Below are 19,311 nucleotides of genomic sequence, written 5' to 3' on the forward strand. Positions count from 1 at the left end.
GTGCGCCAAAATTCGAATATACCCTAAATTTTAGTTTATCTTCGTAATTCTGGTGGAATAGGTAGATTAGACTTGAGCGGATTAGGACGTTTGCCTTTACCTTGTTTATAGGCTTTCAACTGATATACATAAGCCAGTACTTGAGCAACCGCCATAAATAATTTTTCAGGAATTTCGTGGTCAGCCTCTGTTGAATAGTAAATAGCCCTAGCTAACATAGGGGACGCCACAATAGGTACATCATGAGCTTTAGCAATTTTACGTATATGCATGGCCATTTCATCAACACCTTTCGCTACAAGTGTTGGGGCTCTTGTACCCAATTGATCATATTTCAGAGCAACAGAGAAATGAGTTGGGTTTGTCACTACCACATCAGCATTGGGTACTTCTTGCATCATACGATTCGCCGCAGCCTGGTATTGTAATTTACGAATACGATTTTTTACTTGTGGATCACCGTCAGAGTTTTTCCGTTCGTCTTTAACTTCCTGTAACGACATTTTCATTTCTTTGTTATGTTTAAAACTTTGATAAGGTACATCGAAAACTGCAATGGGTATCAGTGCACAACACATAAGTAAAAAAGCCCAAGCAATAAGATCAAGCGCATGAAATATATTTTGGGGATAAAGCTCTAAATCTAAATGTAACGCTTCATCTTGAAAAATAATAAGCGATATATAAGCCGTTGTGGCCACTACCAAAAATTTTGCAATCGCTTTAAATAATTCAACAATACTGTTCATGCCAAACATACGCTTTATCCCAGCAATAGGACTAATTTTACTCGCTTTGGGAGAGGCTCCCTGCCATGTAAAGTTATACCCGCCTAAGGCTATATTCCCATAGATACCTGCTACGATGACAATCAGCATATAAAACAAAACCGGAAAACTTATGGTCTCTATCGCAAATCCCCAGACCTGAAACATGTGTTTAAAATCATAAGTCTCATCTCTAGATAATGTAAAAGTTCGGCGGGTGACTTCAAAAACAGCACTGGCAATTTGCGCTCCTATCATCAAAAAAGCGATGGCACTGGCCACTAATACTAGAGTGGTTGATAATTCTTTAGATCTTGCAACTTGTCCTTTTTTTCGGGAGTCCTCAATTTTTTTGGAGGTGGGTTCTTCTGTTTTTTCATTTGCATCAGCCATAGCTTCCCTCCTTTAAGAACAGACCAAAACCAATTGACACATAGTAGTTTGTGCACGGTTCCACAATAACTCAAAGTGGTGTGTCAAGTTCCCTAGCGTTAACCACATAATGAATAGGCCCATAATCTGTGCAATCGAGAAACCAATACTAAAAATGTTTAACTGCGGGGCAGCTTTCGTCATTACCCCAAAAGCTAAATTAACAATGAGTAGCGAAACAATAGGCGCTAAAGACAAGGTCAGTGCGGAAACAAACATCCAACCGGCCCAATGGGCGATCTCTTTAAACTGCTCAGGTGCGAACCACGACTCCCCAATCGGAAAAGCCTCGAAACTCATCACGACCATTTTAATCATAGCTAAGTGCCCATCCATAGACCAAAATAGTAATGTCGCTAGTATTAAGTAGAATTGCCCAACAGCTGGTACATTAATGCCATTAACAGGGTCGACAATGGAAGCAAAACCTAAGCCGGTTTGCAGAGCCACAATTTGCCCGGCTAAAACAAAGGTATTCAATACCATGTTCGATAAGAACCCTAAGGCAATACCAATTATCAGTTGCTGAATCACTAATACAAAAGTCCCCACCGAAAATACTTCCACAACAGGTACAGGAGGAATAACAGGCATGATGATTAAGGTAAGAAATAGCGTCAATAAAGCTCTTGTGGTGGGAGGTACGCTATTGGCACTCAAACCAATCATAGACGCAAACATACCGGATATCCGCATAAACGGTAGCAGTAAATCTGCCAAATATTGGGTGATAGTAGAAGTAGCAAATTCCACGATTTAAATACTACCTTGTATACTCATTACGATTAACCAACCACTTCAGGTATACGTTCAACCATAGTAAAAGTGAAGTCCATCAACTTCTGCACAAGCCAATGCCCCCCCCAACTTAAGGCTAACAAGGTCACAATTAACCTAGGCAAAAAACTCATTGTTTGCTCATTGATTGATGTGGCAGCTTGAAATACAGCCACAATTAAACCTACAAATAAGCTAGGTAAAATAATAACCGACACTAACAAAATCACCATTTGGAGTGCTTCTTTTAAAATCTCTACGAATACCTCAGGACTCATCAAAATACTCCACTATGCTTACAAGGATTGACATTGGTTACCCCATTCCAAAGCTATTAGCTAACGTTCCAAATATAAGATTCCAACCATCTACTAGCACAAATAACATTAGCTTAAATGGCAGAGATACAATCATAGGAGACAACATCATCATACCCATGGCCATTAAAATAGACGCCACCACCAAATCCAAAATCAAGAAGGGTATAAACAACATAAAGCCAATTTGAAAAGCGGTTTTTAGCTCACTGGTCACAAAAGCGGGGATAAGTACATTCATAGGGACATCTGCGGGGTCTTGAAACTGACCATCCATACCGCCTATTTGCACAAAAGTTTCTAAATCTTTAACCCGAGTCTGTGCCAACATAAAGGCCCTTAATGGCTGTTTACCGATTTCATAAGCTTGGATAGACGTAATCTCTTCATTTAGGTAGGGCTGAAGAGCGGTTTCATTTATTTTCTCAAAAACCGGAGCCATGATGAACATAGATAAGAATAAGCTAACGCCGATTAATATCTGATTTGAAGGAGACTGCTGCAAACCTATAGCTTGCCGTAAAATAGACAAGACGATAATAATTCGCGTGAAAGACGTCATCATCATCACAAAGGCTGGTAATAAACTCAGAGCGGTCATGATAGCCACAACTTGCAAGGTCATGGTGTAATCTTGAGTCCCATCAGGGTTATCAGTAAGCGTTAACGCCGGAATACCTGGAGCACTGTAGACAGAAAAACTAAAAGCGCCCAGCACCAAAACCAGCAAAATCCTTAACCAATTTTTATTCATGGCATGTCTCCTTGCTTAGGTGTGCTTGGCTCAGTTGTTATGGCTTGTTGGCTATCAGCTATCGCAGGATTGAGCTTTCCAGCCATGAACATGGCTAACTTGCCCTTAAACTTATCGTTACTCGTTGCTGAATCATCAAGTAAAGGCTGACTTAATTTAGCTAGATGATTAATGTTGTGGGCGGTTACCCCTACTAAATGTTGCTCATTGCCCACTTCAATCACCATCACTCTTTCTCTTGTGCCGGCCATCATTGATGCAACTACTTTTAAGTTTGATGAGCCAGACTGAGTGACGTTAAACCGTCGCATTAGAAAGGCAACCACAAAAACCACGCCTACAACAAGCAATAAAGAGAGGAAAATTGACAGTATAGATGTGGGATTTGTAAGGTCTTGAGCTGCTGAAAACGCTCGATTAGAGAACAATAAAAATGGACCAAGCATGCGCCAAGCCCATGTTTTATATGGATTTTTATTACCTAAGTTTTTTGATTCTTTCCAATTGACTAATAACATCTGTTAAGCGAATACCAAATTTGTCGTTGACCACTACTACTTCTCCATGAGCAATCAACGTGCCATTAACCAAAACATCTAATGGTTCACCAGCAACTCGGTCTAATTCAACAACAGAACCTTGGTTCAGCTGTAACAAATTTCGAATACTAATATTACTTCTGCCCACTTCCATGGAGATAGTGACAGGTATATCCAATATGGTATCGAGTTTACGTTTTTCCTGAGTCGTAATTTCTCTGTCTTCATCAAACTCATCAAGCTCAGCGACTTCAGCGGCTAAACCAAAATCGTCTTTAGCTTCTTCATCTTTTGCCTCTTCATCTGCTTGCTCAGCCATAGCCGCAGCCCAGTCATCTAAACCATCTTCTTCACTCATTTTCTACTCCATACTCGATTCAATGACACTGACTTACCAATCATCTTCGAGGGTTTGCAGTTCGGCGTCGTTATCGATGCGACGTCCACCTTTTGTTAACAATTGCAACTCAGACTTAACTGAAGTCGGTCGCGGGATTTTTTCTATTATTTTAAGGGCAAGACTTTCTCTAGATTGTCCCATTTTTGCCCTAAATGTCGGTAATTTTTCGATCATAACGGTAATATGCTCTGGCATTTCGATGGGAATAATAAGACCCGCTTCAAAATCCATTACCTCTTCTAACGTCATATCGATATCCATCATGTGCGTTGACAGTTCAACTTTTACATCCATGATTTCATCACGTAACGCTTTGCTCCACCTTAAATCTGTATCTTCTTTGTCACTTTGAACACCAGCGTCTAATAACTCTCGAATAGGCTCTAACATTGAATATGGCAATGACACATGAAAATCGCCTCCACCACCATCGAGTTCAATATGGAAAGAACTTATTACCACTACCTCTGTTGGGCTAACAATGTTGGCCATAGCTGGGTTAACTTCGGAATCGAGATATTCAAAGGACACATCCATTACTGGTGCCCATGCTTCTTTATAATCTTCAAATATTAACTTAAGCAACATTTGAATGATTCGCCGTTCGGTAGGCGTAAACTCTCGACCTTCTATCTTGGCATGATAACGTCCATCACCGCCAAAAAAGTTATCAACTAAAATAAACACTAGCCTAGCTTCCATAGTGATTAAGCCAGTCCCTTTTAATGGGCGAAATCTAACCATGTTTAAACTTGTCGGCACAAATAAAGTATGGATATATTCTCCAAACTTAGTCATCTGAATACCATTAATCGATACTTCAGCTGAACGGCGCATCATATTAAAAAGACTCACCCGCATGTGTCTAGCAAACCGTTCATTGACGATCTCTAGTGTTGGCATACGGCCTCGGACGATACGATCTTGCGAGGAAAAGTCATACTCCATTGCAGACCCTTCGGATACACTTTCGGAAACGTCCTCTTCTTCAACGTCATCTACTCCGTGAAGTAGCGCGTCAATCTCGTCTTGGGATAATAAATCGCTCAATCTTACTCTCTCATTTAATCAATGCCATTTACTGCATTACGAACCCAGTAAACAAAACTTCTTCCACAACTTGGTTACCAGTTAAATCAGCCATAATTCTTTGTACTTCTTTTAAGGCATTAGCTCGAATAGCAGTTTTACCGGCCTCTGTAGCTAAATCATCTGCATTAGCAGTACTGAAAGATGTTAATAGTGTGCCTTCAATTAAGGGGATATGCATTTTTACTTGCTCTTCGTTATCAGAGCCACGCATCATCAACTGCACCTTAATTTCTACATATCTATCCCGAGTTGCACCAGGGGCATTAAAGGTAAAAGGCCTTGGCATTGCCACATATAAAGCCGTACCCGTTTTAACCAATGATGTACTGGCAGCCGCTGCGTTATCAGTACCTTCCGAACCTGCTACCGCTGTTCCTTCTTCAACTACAGGCGCAGGCTCTTCAGAACCCATTAAAAAATAATAAGCGGCGCCACCACCAATTATCAGGACAACCACAGCTATGATAATGATCATCAGCTTGCTTTTTTTGCCCCCCTCTTCCATCTGTAACTCTTCTTCAGCCATTCTGCTCTCTCAAATTAAACACCGTTCTGCCTATTATCATGTTCAAATAAAATTTGGCAACGTGCTTTACAGTTTTAGTATCCGATTACACAAAATAATCTATTCCACCCAAAGCACCATTCACAACATTTTGTTGAGATAACATAGTCTCGGGCACTTCAAGTTCTTCTATACCTTGCTCAGAACCGCCACCATTTCCGGCGAACTCACCTTGCTCTTGTTGTTGACCATTATTCTCTTGGCGTACTGATGATTGCCCTAATTCTATACCTTTATCAGCCAACATTTCTCGTAATCGTGGCGTTGCTGAATCCATGGCGTCCCGTGCATGGTGAGACTGCACCACGAAATTGACGGTTGCAGAATCTCCTGACATTGCGACTTTAACATGTACTGAGCCTAGTTCTGCGGGATCGAGACGAATATCTGCTACTAAATTCTTAGTATTGACCATCCAGCGAACCTTTTCGGCTAACTGTTGATGGCCTTCAGGCTTGGTAATATTAATCGCTTTATCATACTTAGTTTCTAGCTGATTTAGTTGCACTTGTTTGCTTTGCTCACCTTGAATTTGTGCAACGTCTCTAGCGTGATTATTATAAGATTGGTTTTGATTATGCTCTAAAGCTTGACTAAGGGTGCTAGCAAAATCTATGACTTGGGACACGCTGTTAACTGTCATATCAGAGCTCAATGCAGTTTTGTTCACCACACTCTGGTCAGAGACTTTAGTAGCAGCTTCAGCAATCAATGCTTTTAAATCTATGCCGGGCTCACGCCCCTGTGCGAGTTGGCTTTTAAATTCTTGTAACCCTGTTTTTAATGCAGCAACAAACTCCTTAGATGCTAATTCACTTGCAGGGCCAAGATCCCCAATCAAAGTCGTCACTGAGCGTTGTGCTGCTAACTGGTTTTGTTCCGATAACGTGGCATCACTTACCTTTTCCGGCTCTATTACACGACTGCTAATATTCTCTAGGACTTTATTTAATTTAGTATCAGGTAAATCAAGTAACGCTTTCACTTCAGAGTGTTTATTTTCGTTTGGTGAAATTATGCTATTTACTATGCTCACCACTTCAGGTGCAGCATCACTAACTTCTTCTGCCAACTCGTTATCAAGACCAGTAGCCGTCACTATTTGGCCTATTTCAGAAGACTCAATTTCTTCATCGGCGATTATATTGCCGGTTAAGTCGGAAGCAATGGCTTGTTCAGATGCCGAAACTAGCAGTTCTGCGTTATCTACTTCAGCCATGATTGATGGCTCATCGAGGTTAGGTTCCCCGCTATCTTGCAACAACTCAAGTAATAGAGATTTATTGACATCCTTAATTAAATCAGGGAGGTCCAGATCAGCTAGAGCATCTGGATTTGAAACGGTTAGTATGTCCAAGCTTGCTTTTAGATTATCCGCAGTGACATCAATTAGCTCTTCATCACTTAAGGAATCGAGAATGCCAGATACTATTTTACTAAACTCATCTTTATTGGGCGCGTTATCTAATTGCCCCATTATTGTTTCTGCTAAAAGCTGACTAACTTGCACCTGGCTCGTATCGTCAGACTCTACATTAGAAAGATTTAGTGTCTCTAGGCTCTTTTCTACCTCATCAAAACTGATATCTGAGCCATTAGCAGGCTTGTTCATTAATAAGTCAGATAATACTAGCTCTTCTCCTGACAACTTAGTTGTTAACTCTTTTGTATCAGCTTTGCCATTATTCATGCCTTGCAGGTTATCGACTAAATTAACCCACTGTTGCAGGTCTATATTTTCTAACTCAATATCTAGGTCACTTTCCAAGATAATGTCAGAGGTACTAGTCGATTTAGAAGCATCAATATGTGCATCTCTAGGGATAACATCATGTTCGCCTTTTTCTGAAGATTTAACCTTAACATCATCATGGCCCTCAATTTTCGGTTGCGACTTTGAAGACTTATCGTCTAATGCAACTTTGTCTTTATCGTACTTATCTTTGGCTAGGCTCACCGCCGCATCTTTTACCTGAGTATCACGACTTGATGTCTCTTCATTGTGTTTTGACATACTAATGTCAGTGGACTTTTCTGTACCTGAAGTTGAACCTTTTGTTGTAGTGTCTTTAACAGAACTAACAGCCTTCTCATGCTTGTTTAGGCTATTTTGTTGATCTTTTAGCAATAAGCCAAACTGTTCTTTCATCGCTGACTTTTGTTGGCCGCTCGTTTCAGCGCTTATGGCAAAAGCGGCAAGTTCTGATTTAGCTGTGGCAACTTGTTGCATCATTGTAAAGTCCTTAACCTCATAGTACTGGGTCACCCCACAGTCATTTAACTGATATTTTTCAGTAGGTTACAGTAATTATCGGATTTAAAACTGTAACTCTTAAATGTCTTATGAGTAAAAATAAATTAGTGCTCAACCTAGACAGAGCAAGGAGTATTCCAATTTATTACAATGCACTAATTACGAGCTTGATTACTTGCGGAGGTATTTTTGTAGAGACATTTCATCAAGCATCATTTGCTCTTGTCTGTCTTCTCGTTTTTGTTTTGCAATTTGTTGCTTGTTTAAAAGCATTTCGACCGCTTTACGCTTACGTTGTTGTTGTAACCATTGAGCACGTCTTTGGTCAGCGACAACAAGGGCTTTATTTAAAGCTTGAACTTGCATTTCACATGCCTTATCTAACTTACCTATAAACTGGTGATGCTGCCCAAAAGTTAAACTACCTATGCCTTGTTTAGCCTTTTGTTGAACTTGTCTTAAATAATCTAAGCGATAATTTTCTAAGCCTGATAACTTTTGTTTACTATTCTGGGCAAACTGCTGCGCCTGGCGAAAATCTTCAACCATCTTTTGCTCTTTTTGTCGCTCCCATTCAGCTACGATATCTAGTTGAGAGTTAGCCATTAAAATAAAGTCTCATTTATCAATCTAGTACTACTCATCCTGTTCCCAAGCCACTACTCAATGTGGTCATATCGGCTGTACTGTGCTCAAAATCTAAAACTTGCGACATACCTTGCTGTAAAAAGGCATTAATTGCAGGCTCTGCATTTATGGATAAGTCAATTCGAGGATCTGTTCCCTTTGAATAAGCGCCTATACTGATTAAATCTCGGTTTCTTTGATAAGTGGCGTAAACTTGACGGATTCGTCTAGCTCTTAATACGTGCTCCTCGGACACAACCATTGGCATAACCCGACTGATTGAAGCTTCTATATCAATGGCGGGATAGTGTCCCGAGTCAGCTAAGTCTCGCGACAACACTATATGCCCATCTAAAATAGCCCGCGCTGCGTCCGCTATGGGATCTTGTAAATCATCTCCTTCAGTTAGTACGGTATAAAACGCAGTAATAGAGCCTTGTGTCTCTGAGCCATTGCCCGCTCTTTCCACTAATGCAGGTAACTTGGCAAACACAGAAGGTGGATACCCTTTGGTAGCTGGCGGCTCACCCACAGCTAAGGCGATTTCTCTTTGAGCCATAGCGTAACGGGTCAATGAATCAACTAACAATAAAACATTTAGGCCTTTGTCTCGAAAATATTCGGCAATAGTAATAGCTGTTTCACATCCTTTGAGCCTCATTAATGGTGATGTGTCCGCAGGCGCGGCTACCACAACAGATTTTTTTCGCTCCTCTTCACCTAATATATCTTGAATAAACTCTTTAACCTCACGGCCCCTTTCACCCACTAATCCCACTACCACTACGTCAGCGGTGGTTCCTCGCGTCATCATGCCCATCAACACACTTTTACCTACACCACTGCCAGCAAACAACCCCATACGTTGTCCAGATCCAACTGTTATAACAGAATTAATGGCTCTCACTCCAACATCTAAAGGCTGTGTAATTGGTTTGCGTAATAGTGGATTCATAGGGGGTTTAGTCAAGGGTACCCGTGTTTCAGCATTAATTGGCCCAAGCCCATCAAGTGGTTGGCCATTACCATCCACCACACGGCCTAATAACTCCATTCCCACAGCTAAACCTTGCTCTCTATTGAGAGGTAATACTCTTGAGCCCGGAACTATGCCTTTTACAGCTTCTGTGGGCATTAGATAAGTTATGTTTTCAGCAAAGCCAACCACTTCAGCTTCTATTTCGCCTTCTATGGTTTGAATTAAACATTGACTGCCGACAGGCATTTGGCACCCCACGGCTTCAAGAGTTAGCCCAATACCTCTTACCAACTTGCCACTGGCAACTATAGGCGCATGGGGAATTTGGTGTTTTAACTTTTTGATACGCTCTAACATAGAGGTTTTACTCGTCACTAGCATTAGCCAAGTGACTTAAGCCCTGCTCAAGTAAAAACTTATCTATAACATCTCGCACTCGTCGTTCAACCGATATATCGACCGCATTAGCATCCGTTACAATTTCACACCCACCAGCAGATAATTCAGGAGCGGCAACCAAATCCCATCGATGTTTAGTGATTTCTTCCTCTGAAAAGTGGTTATTTACTCGCTCAATATCATCTGGGTGCAAACGAATCTGATAATGTTTCTCTTGAATAGGTAATACTTTTAGGCCTTCACTTAAGGCTTGAAATATAAGGTCATGATTAGTCTTCACTTCACTACGTATTACCCCTCTAGCTAAACTCACCGCTAACAGGACTAGCTCTTGTTCGAGCTGTTTTTCTACTTTAGTAACAGGGTTTTGAAGACTTTCAATTAAGCTCTCCCATAATGCAAGATTCTGCTGAGTTTGCTCTTCACCGCTAGCTAAGCCTTCTTGATTTCCTTGCTCTAACCCTTTTGCATAACCTTCTTTTTGACCGTTTTCTAAACCTTGTTGAAAGCCCTCGTCTTCACCTTTTTTCTGCCCTTCAGCAAACCCTTCAGCGTGAGCTGCAGCTCTAATCGCTTCAATCTCTTCAGCTGTGGGAGGTAGAATTTCAATTTCTGGCTCTGGAGGTTCGTATTTCCAATTAGACTTTCGGTTTAAGGCGTTAGTTTTATCTAAATCAACCTTTGAAGTTTTCTGTTCTACATAGGGTAGATCCCATGTTTTAAACTCTTCTTCCAACTCTTCATCAGTCATAAAACTACCTTTTCAAACTCGTCAGATACTTATAAGAATTCATCACCACCACCACCACCTAACATGATTTCACCAGAATCAGCTAAGCGTCTAGCGACAGATAGAATTTCTTTTTGTGCCGTTTCGACCTCACTAATACGTACTGGGCCCATGGCTTCTAAATCATCGATTAACATTTCAGCTGCACGTTTGGACATGTTCTTAGTGATTTTATTTTTAAGTTCGTCTTCAGCACCTTTAATGGCTTTAAGTAATGCTTCTTGTTGTACTTCACGGAGTATGGCTTGAATAGCTCTATCGTCGACTTCGGCAAGATTATCAAATACGAACATAAGATCTTGAATTTGCTGACTCATTTCTTCATCTTGCTCACGAATAGCATCCATTAACTGACCTTCGATATTGGTATCTAGATAGTTCATAATATCGGCTGCAGATTTAAGCCCACCCATTTTCGCAGCTTGAGTTCCAGCTTGACCGGCAAACTGTTTCTCCATAATTTCATTCAATTCTTGTAATGCAGCAGGTTGAACTTCTTCTAGGTTAGCCACCCTCATCATTAGGTCTAGCCGCACTTTCTCAGGGAACTGACTCAAAATTTCCGCTGATTGCTCAGCATCTAAATAAGACATAACTATAGTTTGTATTTGCGGATGCTCGTTGCGAATAATACTGGCAACTTGCTTCGAGTCCATCCATTTCAACGAATCTAGACCTTTAGCACCTGATCCCATTAATATTTGGTCGATTAAGTTAGCGGCCTTATCTTCACCTAATGCCGAAGTTAGTGCTCGCTTAACAAAATCAGTACTTTGGAATCCAATGGTACTGTAGTTTTGGATTTCTTCGATAAAACTTTTATGCACGGCCGTGATTTTAGGTTGGGTCATATCCTCAATCGAAGCCATAGCCTGCCCTAGTTTTTGGACTTCTTTTGGCTCAAGATGCTTAAGAATTTGTGCCGCATCTTCTTCTGACAGGCTCAGTAATAATATGGCAGCTTTATCGACACCTTCTAATTTCCCGACGTCATATCCGGTGTCTTCTACATTATCTTCATCCACAACCTAGTCCTCAATACTCTTTTTGTTAAATCCTAGATTAATCATCAAGCATCATCCAGTTTTTAACAACTTGTGAAGATAACTCTGGCTCATTTGCAACCAAGGCTCTTACTGCTTTTAATACATCTTCATCTTTATGTAAATCAGGTAGCATAAAGGTGCCATCTGCAGCAAAGCCTACCTGAGATTCATCAAACTCTTCCGCCAAGAGGTTAATACTTTCGTCACCTAAATCTAATCCTTCATCAGCGTCTAAGTCATTACTCTTCAACTCTTCTGGGTGAATGAGTTTACTGACCATAGGCCTAACTACAAACAAAATCAGTAAGGCAATAATAAAGATGCCCCCACCTAACTTAAGCATAGGGATAAAAACAGGGTCTTCCCAAAACGGTAAGTCAATGGCTTCATAGTCTGCATCACGACTAAATGGAATACTAACAACTTCTAGAGAGTCTCCTCGAGTCACATCAAAGCCGATTCCACCTTGTAACAAACGACGAATATCTAATAGCTCAGCTTGTGGTCTGGGGGCACTGCTCTCGGTGCCATCTGCTGCAGTATTGGTTATGTAATCTAAGGCTACCGAAACACTCAAACGACGTATCACCCCAACTTGCTGCTTTGTGTGGCTAACTGTGGTGTCTAACTCGTAATTACGGGTTTCTTCTCTGTGGTTTCTGCCTGGTGTTGTTTGTTGCGTTGAACTGCCACTAGCTCGTTCAGGAATATTCGCGTCCAAAGGAGGTTGATTTGTTAACGCGCCAGGTATGCCCGCAATAACTCCTCCAATGCTATTATCTTCAACTGTCATTTCACTTCTAATGGCAGGCAAATCAGGATTGTAACTACGTTGAGTATGTTCTACTGAAGTAAAATCCATGGTGACATCAGCTTGCGCTGTATAGTTACCTATCCCTAAGACAGGAATAAGAATTGAATCAATTTTTTCTAGATACTCTGACTCACGCTTTTTCTCCAACTCATACTCTTTACGAGAGCGTGCCGAGTCTGCGTCTTGTGACCCTGAGTTTAACAGGCGTCCATTACTATTACTTACAGTCACCCGTTCTGGTTCTAACCCCTGCACAGAAGATGCAACAATATCAATTATAGAGTTGACTTCACCAGAGGTGATCATAGCCCCACGTTTGCTAGTCACCACGACTGTTGCACTGGCTTTTTTCTCACGGCGAGCAAACACATTTTCTTTAGGTAAAGCGAGTAAAACTTTTGCTCGTGCGATAGAATTTATTTCTTCAATGGTGCTACCAATTTGTTTCTCTCTGGCATGTTTTAAACGCTCTTTTTCAACACGTTGGCTCACACCAAACCCCATGTCTTGCATAATAATATCGCTGCCAGCTGACTCTCCTTGTGAAATTCCTTGTCTAGTCATGCCAATTTTTATACTTTGATACTGCTCACTACTAACGTATATAACGTTGCCCTCTAGGCGATAATCGATTTGAGCTTGATCTAAATAATCTAACGTTTCAATTAACTCTTGGGTCTCCATTTTGGCTAATGGACGATAGTCTGGTTCTTGCGCCCAAAGAAAAATAAACACAGCAATAGCTACACATATCACTAATGCCACAATCAAAGTTATTTGGCGCATCATATCGGCATTGCCAACTGAATCCATAAACCCTGATTTTTGCTCCGCACCTGAGTCACTTGGGTACAAGTCTGTACTCATATCACTCATTGCTAATTCTGTACCCGCAGCTTCAGCCAAAACCTAACTCCTAAACTGGCATATTCATAATTTGCTTGTAGGCATCAAGTACTTTATTTCTTACTTGAATAGTAGCCTCAAACGCAATCCCAGCCTTTTCTTTAGCGACCATTACATCGGCTAAACTAAGATTTTTATCGCCCATTTCAAACGCCATCGCCTTATCTTTGGACTCTAACTGCATATCGTTTACTGTACCGACAGCTTGACTCAGCAGTTCAGCAAAATTTTGCGACGAAGGGTTAGTAGCAATCCCGCCAGATTCACCCAGCCCCATTTTCGTCTGCTCGGCCATGCCTTGCAGTTCTTGATAGATTGACTGTGCTTTAATGTCCATGACCTTGCTCCCACTACCTATTGACGTTTTTTAATTTTGAAACACTGTACATGTATCAATAGCAAGCCGGATGCCAAATAGAAACAAAACAAATTAAAATAAATTTCCCATAAAATACAATGAGTTACAGTCAAAAATCATAAATAAAAACAGTGTCATATTCTTGACATTCAGAACTATCTAATAGGCATAAAAAAGCCACCGGTTCAGGTGGCTAAAAAACAATCTAATCATAGAGCAAAAACTGAGCTTTTATGCCGGTAGGTCAATGCCCACTTCTCGCATTTTTGCAAGCTTATAACGTAAAGTTCTTGGACTTATCCCAAGACGTTCCGCTACATCTTTACGGCGACCTTTGCAGCTTTGCAAGGTATCCAAAATAATCTGGTGCTCCTGTTGTCGCAACTCTGAACCAAGCTTACTGTTATCGTCTTCAACAGGTTCAATATCAAGTGCTCTAGCACCAACAGCCAAGTCTTGTTCAATCATTAAATCAATCGCATCAATCTGAGTGCCATCGGATAAAATTAATGCACGTTGGATCACGTTTTCCAGCTCACGAACATTGCCAGGCCAATTGTGTTGCAACAATTTGCTGCGACCAGCGGCTGTTAATTTAGGTATAGCATTACCCAACTTTTGACAATGACGCTCAATTAAATGCTCTGCCAATGGCACAATATCTCCCGCTCGTTTATCAAGGGGTAGCCAAGTTAATGGGAACACATTAAGGCGGTAATAAAGATCCTCTCTGAATTCACCAGCATCAACTGTTTGTTTTAGATTACGATTACTAGTAGCAATCACCCTAACATCCAGAGAAATCGTTTTACGACTCCCCAATCTCTCAACCTCTTTTTCTTGTAATACCCGCAATAGCTTAGCCTGTAAGCTAAGATCCATCTCACTGATTTCATCCAATAAGATAGTGCCACCTTGGGCTTGCTCAAATTTACCTGGGCAAGCTTGTAACGCCCCAGTAAACGCTCCTTTCTCGTAACCGAATAAAGTAGCTTCAAGCATATTTTCAGGTATAGCAGCACAATTTATTGCTACGAATGTCTTTGCACTGCGATTAGATTGGTCGTGAATGTATCGCGCTAGGACTTCTTTACCAGAGCCACTAGGACCAAGCACCATAACTGTGGCTTCTGATACCGCAACTTTTTTAGCCAATGCTAATAATTGCAGACTACTTGGATCATCAACTACTGGTGTTCTTGATTCAACCTTATGGGCAGGAGCATAACGGCCTACTAAGTTAAGTAAGACTTCAGGTGCAAAAGGCTTTGACAGATAATCTGTTGCCCCATCTCGCATTGCTTGTACCGCATCATTTATAGTGGCAAATGCCGTCATTAATAAAATGGGAAGATTCGGGTGTTTGTTTTTTATATTCTTCAACAAAGACAAACCACTCATACCAGACATTTGAATATCACTGACAACTAAGTCTACAGACTGTTCAGATAGTATGATTAAAGCTCGTTCACCACTTTCTGCTTCAATGACTTGATATCCACCGAGTAATAAGGTGTCGACTAGCGCTTCACGTAAGCCAGCATCATCCTCAACAATTAATACTTTTGCTTGACTCATTTATAAACTCCCCGCCGCATCGGCATAGTGTGGTTGCGACTGATTGTATTTCGCGGATTGAACCGTGGTTTCTGTTAAACTATTGGAATTATGTATGGGTAGCCTAAGCGTGAAACAGGCTCCACCGTCAGCTAAGTTGCAAACACTAATTTTGCCTTGATGAGACTGGGCTACACTTTTAACTACTGCTAAACCTAACCCCGTACCGTTACTCTTGGTGGTAAAGAAGGGTTCAAATATACGATTGATATTTTCATCTTTAATCCCTGGGCCATTATCCTTAACGCTAACGCTGACCCAGTTAGGCTGGCCCCTATCCTGGACTACAGATAAGTTTATCACTGCGTTTTCAGGTTGAATTGTGAGGGCGTTATGAATTAAGTTTTGCAGGGCACCTAACAAAGCCGTTTTATTACCCAAAATTGTCAAATCAGAGTCTGACTGCTGTAGGGTTAATTTTGCATTTTGTCGTTGTAACATGGCATCTGAGCCTTGTTGTAGCTCCGACATTAAATCATTAATAGATATATTACTCACAACCTGACCATCACCACTTTTGGCAAACAACAACATATCATTTACTTGGCTTTCTAAGTCTCGAAGTCTGGACTGCAATTTTTCACTGAACTTGTCTCTCGAACTTTTATTCAAGGTATTATTTGACAAGTTGGCAGCATATAACATGGCTGCAGATAAAGGCGTACGTATTTGATGGGCTAGCGAGGCCACCATTTTCCCCAGTGAAGATAACTTTTGAAGATGCCCAATTCTCTGCTGTAACTGACGGGTTTCTGTTAAGTCAGTTAATACAATAAGCTGACCCGGCTCTTTTCCTAAAGGTGTGATAGATAACTTAACTTTACGCCCATCAAACAAAGATACTTCATGGCCATCATCTGCTTGGGGCTTAAAAGAGCGTAAAATAATGGCACGCCAAGACTGACCTTCAAGTGGCTCACCTAATAGTGACTTAGCAAGCTGATTAGATTGTTTCACTACGCCTTTACCATCAATTACCACTACACCAGCTGGCATAACCTGTAACAAATGTTCTAAACGGTTAGCCTGCAAACGTAACGCATCGAGCTCGACAGAGTCTTCAGCAGCTACAAGGGACTCATTAAATGATAAATCCGCTCTTAGAACATCGTTATTAAGTATATTGTTTGGCAAGCTATTGTTAGACCCCATAAATTCCCCACGTCAAAACTTAGACAGAATGATTACGAGTATTACAAAGCACATGTCATGCCAAAAGAAATTACCTTTTAAAACAAAAGGTTAAATCAAAACACATCAAGAATAGTTGTCAAAGAAATGGCGGCCTATTGATTTAATAAGCCATATTGAGAGGTTATGCTTTATTGATATTGTATTTGCGCATTTTTTCTACCAAGGTGGTACGACGCATCCCTAAGGCTTCAGCCGCTCGAGCAACGACCCAATCCTGTTGATCTAGTGCTTGAGAAATTAAACTAACTTCTAAATCAGAAATATACTCTTTCAAATTTAAACCATCAACTGGCAACTCTTTAGATGATGCATCGTTGAGAGTCTCACTTTCATCTTCTTCATCACTACTTCTAAATAGCGCATTAATTGCTTCTCTCTCAAGCAACTCTTCTGGGTACTCAGGCTCGTAGGGATCAATATCTAAATGTTTGTATTTAAATGGTAGATCAGCTAAATCAATGAGTTGCTCAGGATATAAAATCATCAAGCGCTCAACTAAATTTGACAGCTCTCGAACATTTCCAGGCCATTTATGTTCCATCAATGACTTCAAGGCGTTTTCTGTAAATTTAATCTGAGCATTGTCTTCTTGTAAGCGACACACTAGCTCTTGTAGTAATAGCGGGATATCTTCTTTACGCTCTCTTAAAGCAGGGCTATCAATGGGAAACACGTTCAATCGATAGTACAAGTCTTCTCTAAAAGAGCCATCTTCGATCATGACTTCTAAATTTCGATGGGTGGCTGCAATTACCCGTACATCGCACTTAATGGGTTTATTTCCACCTACCCGTTCATAAGTCCTCTCTTGTAACACCCTTAATAATTTCACTTGCATTTGTAAAGGCATATCACCAATTTCATCTAAAAAGAGCGTCCCACCTTCCGCCATTTCAAAACGACCTTTACGTGTACCAATAGCACCAGTAAACGCCCCTTTTTCATGTCCGAATAACTCACTTTCAAGCAACTCACCAGGAATAGCACCACAATTTACCGGAATAAAAATCCCTTCTTTACGATTAGACATGAAGTGTACGTTACGGGCGATCACCTCTTTTCCGGTACCTGATTCCCCTAAGATAAGTACATTGGCTTCTTTTGGCGCAACTTGTTCAATGAGATGTCTAACGTTCCGTATATGATCGCTTTTCCCAACCAAACTTCGAAAGAGCCTGGGTTTTTGGTGAGAATTTGGTTTTCTAGCGGGTTGACGACGTCGATACTCTTGGCATCGATGTAACATCTGAGTCAAAGCCGGATAGGTAATTGGCTCACTGATAACCCCAACAATATTTGATTTGGGTTTAAAATTATCGTAATGACCTAACAGGATGAATGGAATACTAGGAAACTTTTCACCTATATCACTTACTAATTCAGTGCTTGCCCCATCGACCAACACAGACTCGATATCTGGATTTATTTTTAAAGTTTCAATAGCTGAAGAAAATAAAACACTAGAGCAGCATTCCCCCAGAAAGGTAAGAATAGTTGTAAGATTATTGGCTTGTTCTTCATCAGAACAAATAATCAAAATATTGCTCATGCACCCTCAATTCTGCTTGTATTTATTTAACTTTATCAAATGATTCTAAACATTCGAGAGGGGATAGCAACTGAATTTCAAGCAATTTTAATAAAATGCTTTTTTATTGAGCAATCCTAAGCTCAATGAAACAAACCTCAAAAAAAAGAGTAGCTTAGCTACTCTTCTTTATAGGGTGCTAGGTAAACATACTAACCATTCAATAACGACAGTACTTGCCCTTGCTGTTGATTTGCGATGTCTTGTACTGCAATACTGGTTTGACTCAATATACCGGCAGCCGCATTTTCAGATGTTGCTTGAGCAAAATCAGTATCTTGAATACGACTTCTAGCGGCTGCAACATTCACGTTAGTTTGAGTAAGGTTACGAGCGGCACTTTCAAATTGACTTTGCGTTGCCCCTAAATCGGCGCGAACACTTCCTACAAATTCTGTGGCGGCATCAGCTGCAGCTAACGCATCTTCTACACCATCTGCTGAACTTAAATCCACATTAAGGATATCATTTAAGCCAGAAACAACATCACGGGTACCAACGCCAATCTTTTGATCTGCATTAGCACCCACTTGAAATTCAATTGACGCATCGTTAGACAGTAAAGGTTTACCCGCAAACTCTGTTTGTTCAATAGTTTGAGAAATGTTTTCTTGAAGCTGTGACACTTCAGCTTGAATAGCTTGCCTATCAGCATCGGTCAATAAACCATTACCAGATTGCACAGACAACTCTCTAATACGGTTAACGTCGTCGTTAATTCCTGCTAGACCACCTTCAGCAACTTGAGTTAACGACACACCATCATAGGCATTAGAAATAGCTTGTCTGCCCCCCTCGACTTCAGAAGTTAAGCGGTCAATAATTTGTTGAGCTGCAGCACCATCTGCAGCACTATTTATTCGTTTTCCTGAGGATAGTTTTTCAAGAATAGACTCTTGCTTACTCTGTACTTGCTGTAATAACGACGAATTGGATTCGGAATTAAAATTAATCATGGTGACACCCTCACTTGTAGTCCCCAAACTTTAGCAGATTAGTGCTTAAAAAGTAATCTAAAATAGCGATATAAATCAATACCTTTGTATAATAATTCGTTGCGGTAACTAGAGTATCAATGGAATAATGAAATTATTGC

The 19,311-nt window shown here is 40.7% G+C and carries 19 protein-coding genes; all 19 read right to left on the minus strand.

The window, feature by feature from the left end; all coding sequences use genetic code 11:
* Positions 1-35 precede the first annotated feature (35 nt).
* On the minus strand, positions 36-1,160 hold the full coding sequence (gene flhB / locus ABJE44_RS08355) for a flagellar biosynthesis protein FlhB (RefSeq protein WP_348111589.1): 1,125 nt from the start codon (positions 1,158-1,160) through the stop codon (positions 36-38).
* A gap of 12 nt (positions 1,161-1,172) precedes the next feature.
* On the minus strand, positions 1,173-1,952 hold the full coding sequence (gene fliR / locus ABJE44_RS08360) for a flagellar biosynthetic protein FliR (protein ID WP_348111590.1): 780 nt from the start codon (positions 1,950-1,952) through the stop codon (positions 1,173-1,175).
* Between the two features lie 32 nt (positions 1,953-1,984).
* Positions 1,985-2,254 carry a flagellar biosynthesis protein FliQ gene (gene fliQ / locus ABJE44_RS08365; protein ID WP_133469250.1) on the minus strand — a complete coding sequence of 90 codons (270 nt, stop codon included), beginning with the start codon at positions 2,252-2,254 and terminating at the stop codon, positions 1,985-1,987.
* A gap of 37 nt (positions 2,255-2,291) precedes the next feature.
* Positions 2,292-3,047 carry a flagellar type III secretion system pore protein FliP gene (gene fliP / locus ABJE44_RS08370; protein ID WP_348111591.1) on the minus strand — a complete coding sequence of 252 codons (756 nt, stop codon included), beginning with the start codon at positions 3,045-3,047 and terminating at the stop codon, positions 2,292-2,294.
* On the minus strand, positions 3,044-3,565 hold the full coding sequence (gene fliO / locus ABJE44_RS08375; protein WP_348111592.1) for a flagellar biosynthetic protein FliO: 522 nt from the start codon (positions 3,563-3,565) through the stop codon (positions 3,044-3,046). Before fliO ends, fliP begins: the two co-directional genes overlap by 4 nt.
* The gene (fliN, locus tag ABJE44_RS08380) at positions 3,525-3,944 is read right to left on the minus strand and encodes a flagellar motor switch protein FliN (protein WP_348111593.1); all 420 of its coding nucleotides are present in this window, start codon (positions 3,942-3,944) and stop codon (positions 3,525-3,527) included. The genes fliO and fliN overlap by 41 nt, the downstream gene beginning before the upstream one ends.
* A 33-nt stretch (positions 3,945-3,977) precedes the next feature.
* Positions 3,978-5,036: a flagellar motor switch protein FliM gene (gene fliM / locus ABJE44_RS08385; RefSeq protein WP_133469247.1), complete on the minus strand. Its 1,059-nt coding sequence runs from the start codon at positions 5,034-5,036 to the stop codon at positions 3,978-3,980.
* Positions 5,037-5,064: 28 nt separating this feature from the next.
* Positions 5,065-5,604: a flagellar basal body-associated protein FliL gene (fliL, locus tag ABJE44_RS08390; RefSeq protein WP_348111594.1), complete on the minus strand. Its 540-nt coding sequence runs from the start codon at positions 5,602-5,604 to the stop codon at positions 5,065-5,067.
* A gap of 85 nt (positions 5,605-5,689) precedes the next feature.
* On the minus strand, positions 5,690-7,876 hold the full coding sequence (locus tag ABJE44_RS08395; protein WP_348111595.1) for a flagellar hook-length control protein FliK: 2,187 nt from the start codon (positions 7,874-7,876) through the stop codon (positions 5,690-5,692).
* A 192-nt stretch (positions 7,877-8,068) separates the two neighbouring features.
* The gene (fliJ, locus tag ABJE44_RS08400) at positions 8,069-8,503 is read right to left on the minus strand and encodes a flagellar export protein FliJ (protein WP_348111596.1); all 435 of its coding nucleotides are present in this window, start codon (positions 8,501-8,503) and stop codon (positions 8,069-8,071) included.
* Between the two features lie 34 nt (positions 8,504-8,537).
* Entirely contained in the window at positions 8,538-9,860 is a 1,323-nt protein-coding gene (fliI, locus tag ABJE44_RS08405; protein WP_348111959.1) for a flagellar protein export ATPase FliI, read from the minus strand.
* Between the two features lie 7 nt (positions 9,861-9,867).
* Positions 9,868-10,653: a flagellar assembly protein FliH gene (gene fliH, locus ABJE44_RS08410; RefSeq protein ID WP_348111597.1), complete on the minus strand. Its 786-nt coding sequence runs from the start codon at positions 10,651-10,653 to the stop codon at positions 9,868-9,870.
* A 29-nt stretch (positions 10,654-10,682) separates the two neighbouring features.
* Positions 10,683-11,717, minus strand: coding sequence for a flagellar motor switch protein FliG (gene fliG, locus ABJE44_RS08415; RefSeq protein ID WP_133469242.1), 1,035 nt, complete (start codon positions 11,715-11,717; stop codon positions 10,683-10,685).
* Between the two features lie 37 nt (positions 11,718-11,754).
* On the minus strand, positions 11,755-13,458 hold the full coding sequence (fliF, locus tag ABJE44_RS08420) for a flagellar basal-body MS-ring/collar protein FliF (RefSeq protein ID WP_348111598.1): 1,704 nt from the start codon (positions 13,456-13,458) through the stop codon (positions 11,755-11,757).
* 10 nt (positions 13,459-13,468) lie between these two features.
* The gene (gene fliE / locus ABJE44_RS08425; RefSeq protein ID WP_133469240.1) at positions 13,469-13,795 is read right to left on the minus strand and encodes a flagellar hook-basal body complex protein FliE; all 327 of its coding nucleotides are present in this window, start codon (positions 13,793-13,795) and stop codon (positions 13,469-13,471) included.
* Positions 13,796-14,047: 252 nt separating this feature from the next.
* Positions 14,048-15,394: a sigma-54 dependent transcriptional regulator gene (locus ABJE44_RS08430; protein WP_348111599.1), complete on the minus strand. Its 1,347-nt coding sequence runs from the start codon at positions 15,392-15,394 to the stop codon at positions 14,048-14,050.
* Entirely contained in the window at positions 15,395-16,585 is a 1,191-nt protein-coding gene (locus tag ABJE44_RS08435; protein WP_348111600.1) for an ATP-binding protein, read from the minus strand.
* A gap of 163 nt (positions 16,586-16,748) precedes the next feature.
* Positions 16,749-18,176 (minus strand): sigma-54 dependent transcriptional regulator, encoded by a 1,428-nt coding sequence (locus ABJE44_RS08440; protein ID WP_348111602.1) that lies wholly within the window; start codon positions 18,174-18,176, stop codon positions 16,749-16,751.
* A gap of 191 nt (positions 18,177-18,367) precedes the next feature.
* Complete coding sequence (locus ABJE44_RS08445; RefSeq protein ID WP_348111603.1) at positions 18,368-19,171, minus strand: flagellin; 804 nt, start codon at positions 19,169-19,171, stop codon at positions 18,368-18,370.
* Between the last annotated feature and the right edge of the window lie 140 nt (positions 19,172-19,311).

Source organism: Paraglaciecola sp., assembly GCF_039942875.1.
Lineage (GTDB): Bacteria > Pseudomonadota > Gammaproteobacteria > Enterobacterales > Alteromonadaceae > Paraglaciecola.

Coding starts and splice junctions, on each gene's coding strand:
- flhB (WP_348111589.1), bottom strand. CDS start 1,160: ATGGCTGATGCAAATGAAAAAACAGAAGAACCCACCTCCAAAAAAATT.
- fliQ (WP_133469250.1), bottom strand. CDS start 2,254: ATGAGTCCTGAGGTATTCGTAGAGATTTTAAAAGAAGCACTCCAAATG.
- fliP (WP_348111591.1), bottom strand. CDS start 3,047: ATGAATAAAAATTGGTTAAGGATTTTGCTGGTTTTGGTGCTGGGCGCT.
- fliO (WP_348111592.1), bottom strand. CDS start 3,565: ATGTTATTAGTCAATTGGAAAGAATCAAAAAACTTAGGTAATAAAAAT.
- fliN (WP_348111593.1), bottom strand. CDS start 3,944: ATGAGTGAAGAAGATGGTTTAGATGACTGGGCTGCGGCTATGGCTGAG.
- fliL (WP_348111594.1), bottom strand. CDS start 5,604: ATGGCTGAAGAAGAGTTACAGATGGAAGAGGGGGGCAAAAAAAGCAAG.
- ABJE44_RS08395 (WP_348111595.1), bottom strand. CDS start 7,876: ATGATGCAACAAGTTGCCACAGCTAAATCAGAACTTGCCGCTTTTGCC.
- fliJ (WP_348111596.1), bottom strand. CDS start 8,503: ATGGCTAACTCTCAACTAGATATCGTAGCTGAATGGGAGCGACAAAAA.
- fliI (WP_348111959.1), bottom strand. CDS start 9,860: ATGTTAGAGCGTATCAAAAAGTTAAAACACCAAATTCCCCATGCGCCT.
- fliH (WP_348111597.1), bottom strand. CDS start 10,653: ATGACTGATGAAGAGTTGGAAGAAGAGTTTAAAACATGGGATCTACCC.
- fliE (WP_133469240.1), bottom strand. CDS start 13,795: ATGGACATTAAAGCACAGTCAATCTATCAAGAACTGCAAGGCATGGCC.
- ABJE44_RS08430 (WP_348111599.1), bottom strand. CDS start 15,394: ATGAGTCAAGCAAAAGTATTAATTGTTGAGGATGATGCTGGCTTACGT.
- ABJE44_RS08435 (WP_348111600.1), bottom strand. CDS start 16,585: ATGGGGTCTAACAATAGCTTGCCAAACAATATACTTAATAACGATGTT.
- ABJE44_RS08440 (WP_348111602.1), bottom strand. CDS start 18,176: ATGAGCAATATTTTGATTATTTGTTCTGATGAAGAACAAGCCAATAAT.
- ABJE44_RS08445 (WP_348111603.1), bottom strand. CDS start 19,171: ATGATTAATTTTAATTCCGAATCCAATTCGTCGTTATTACAGCAAGTA.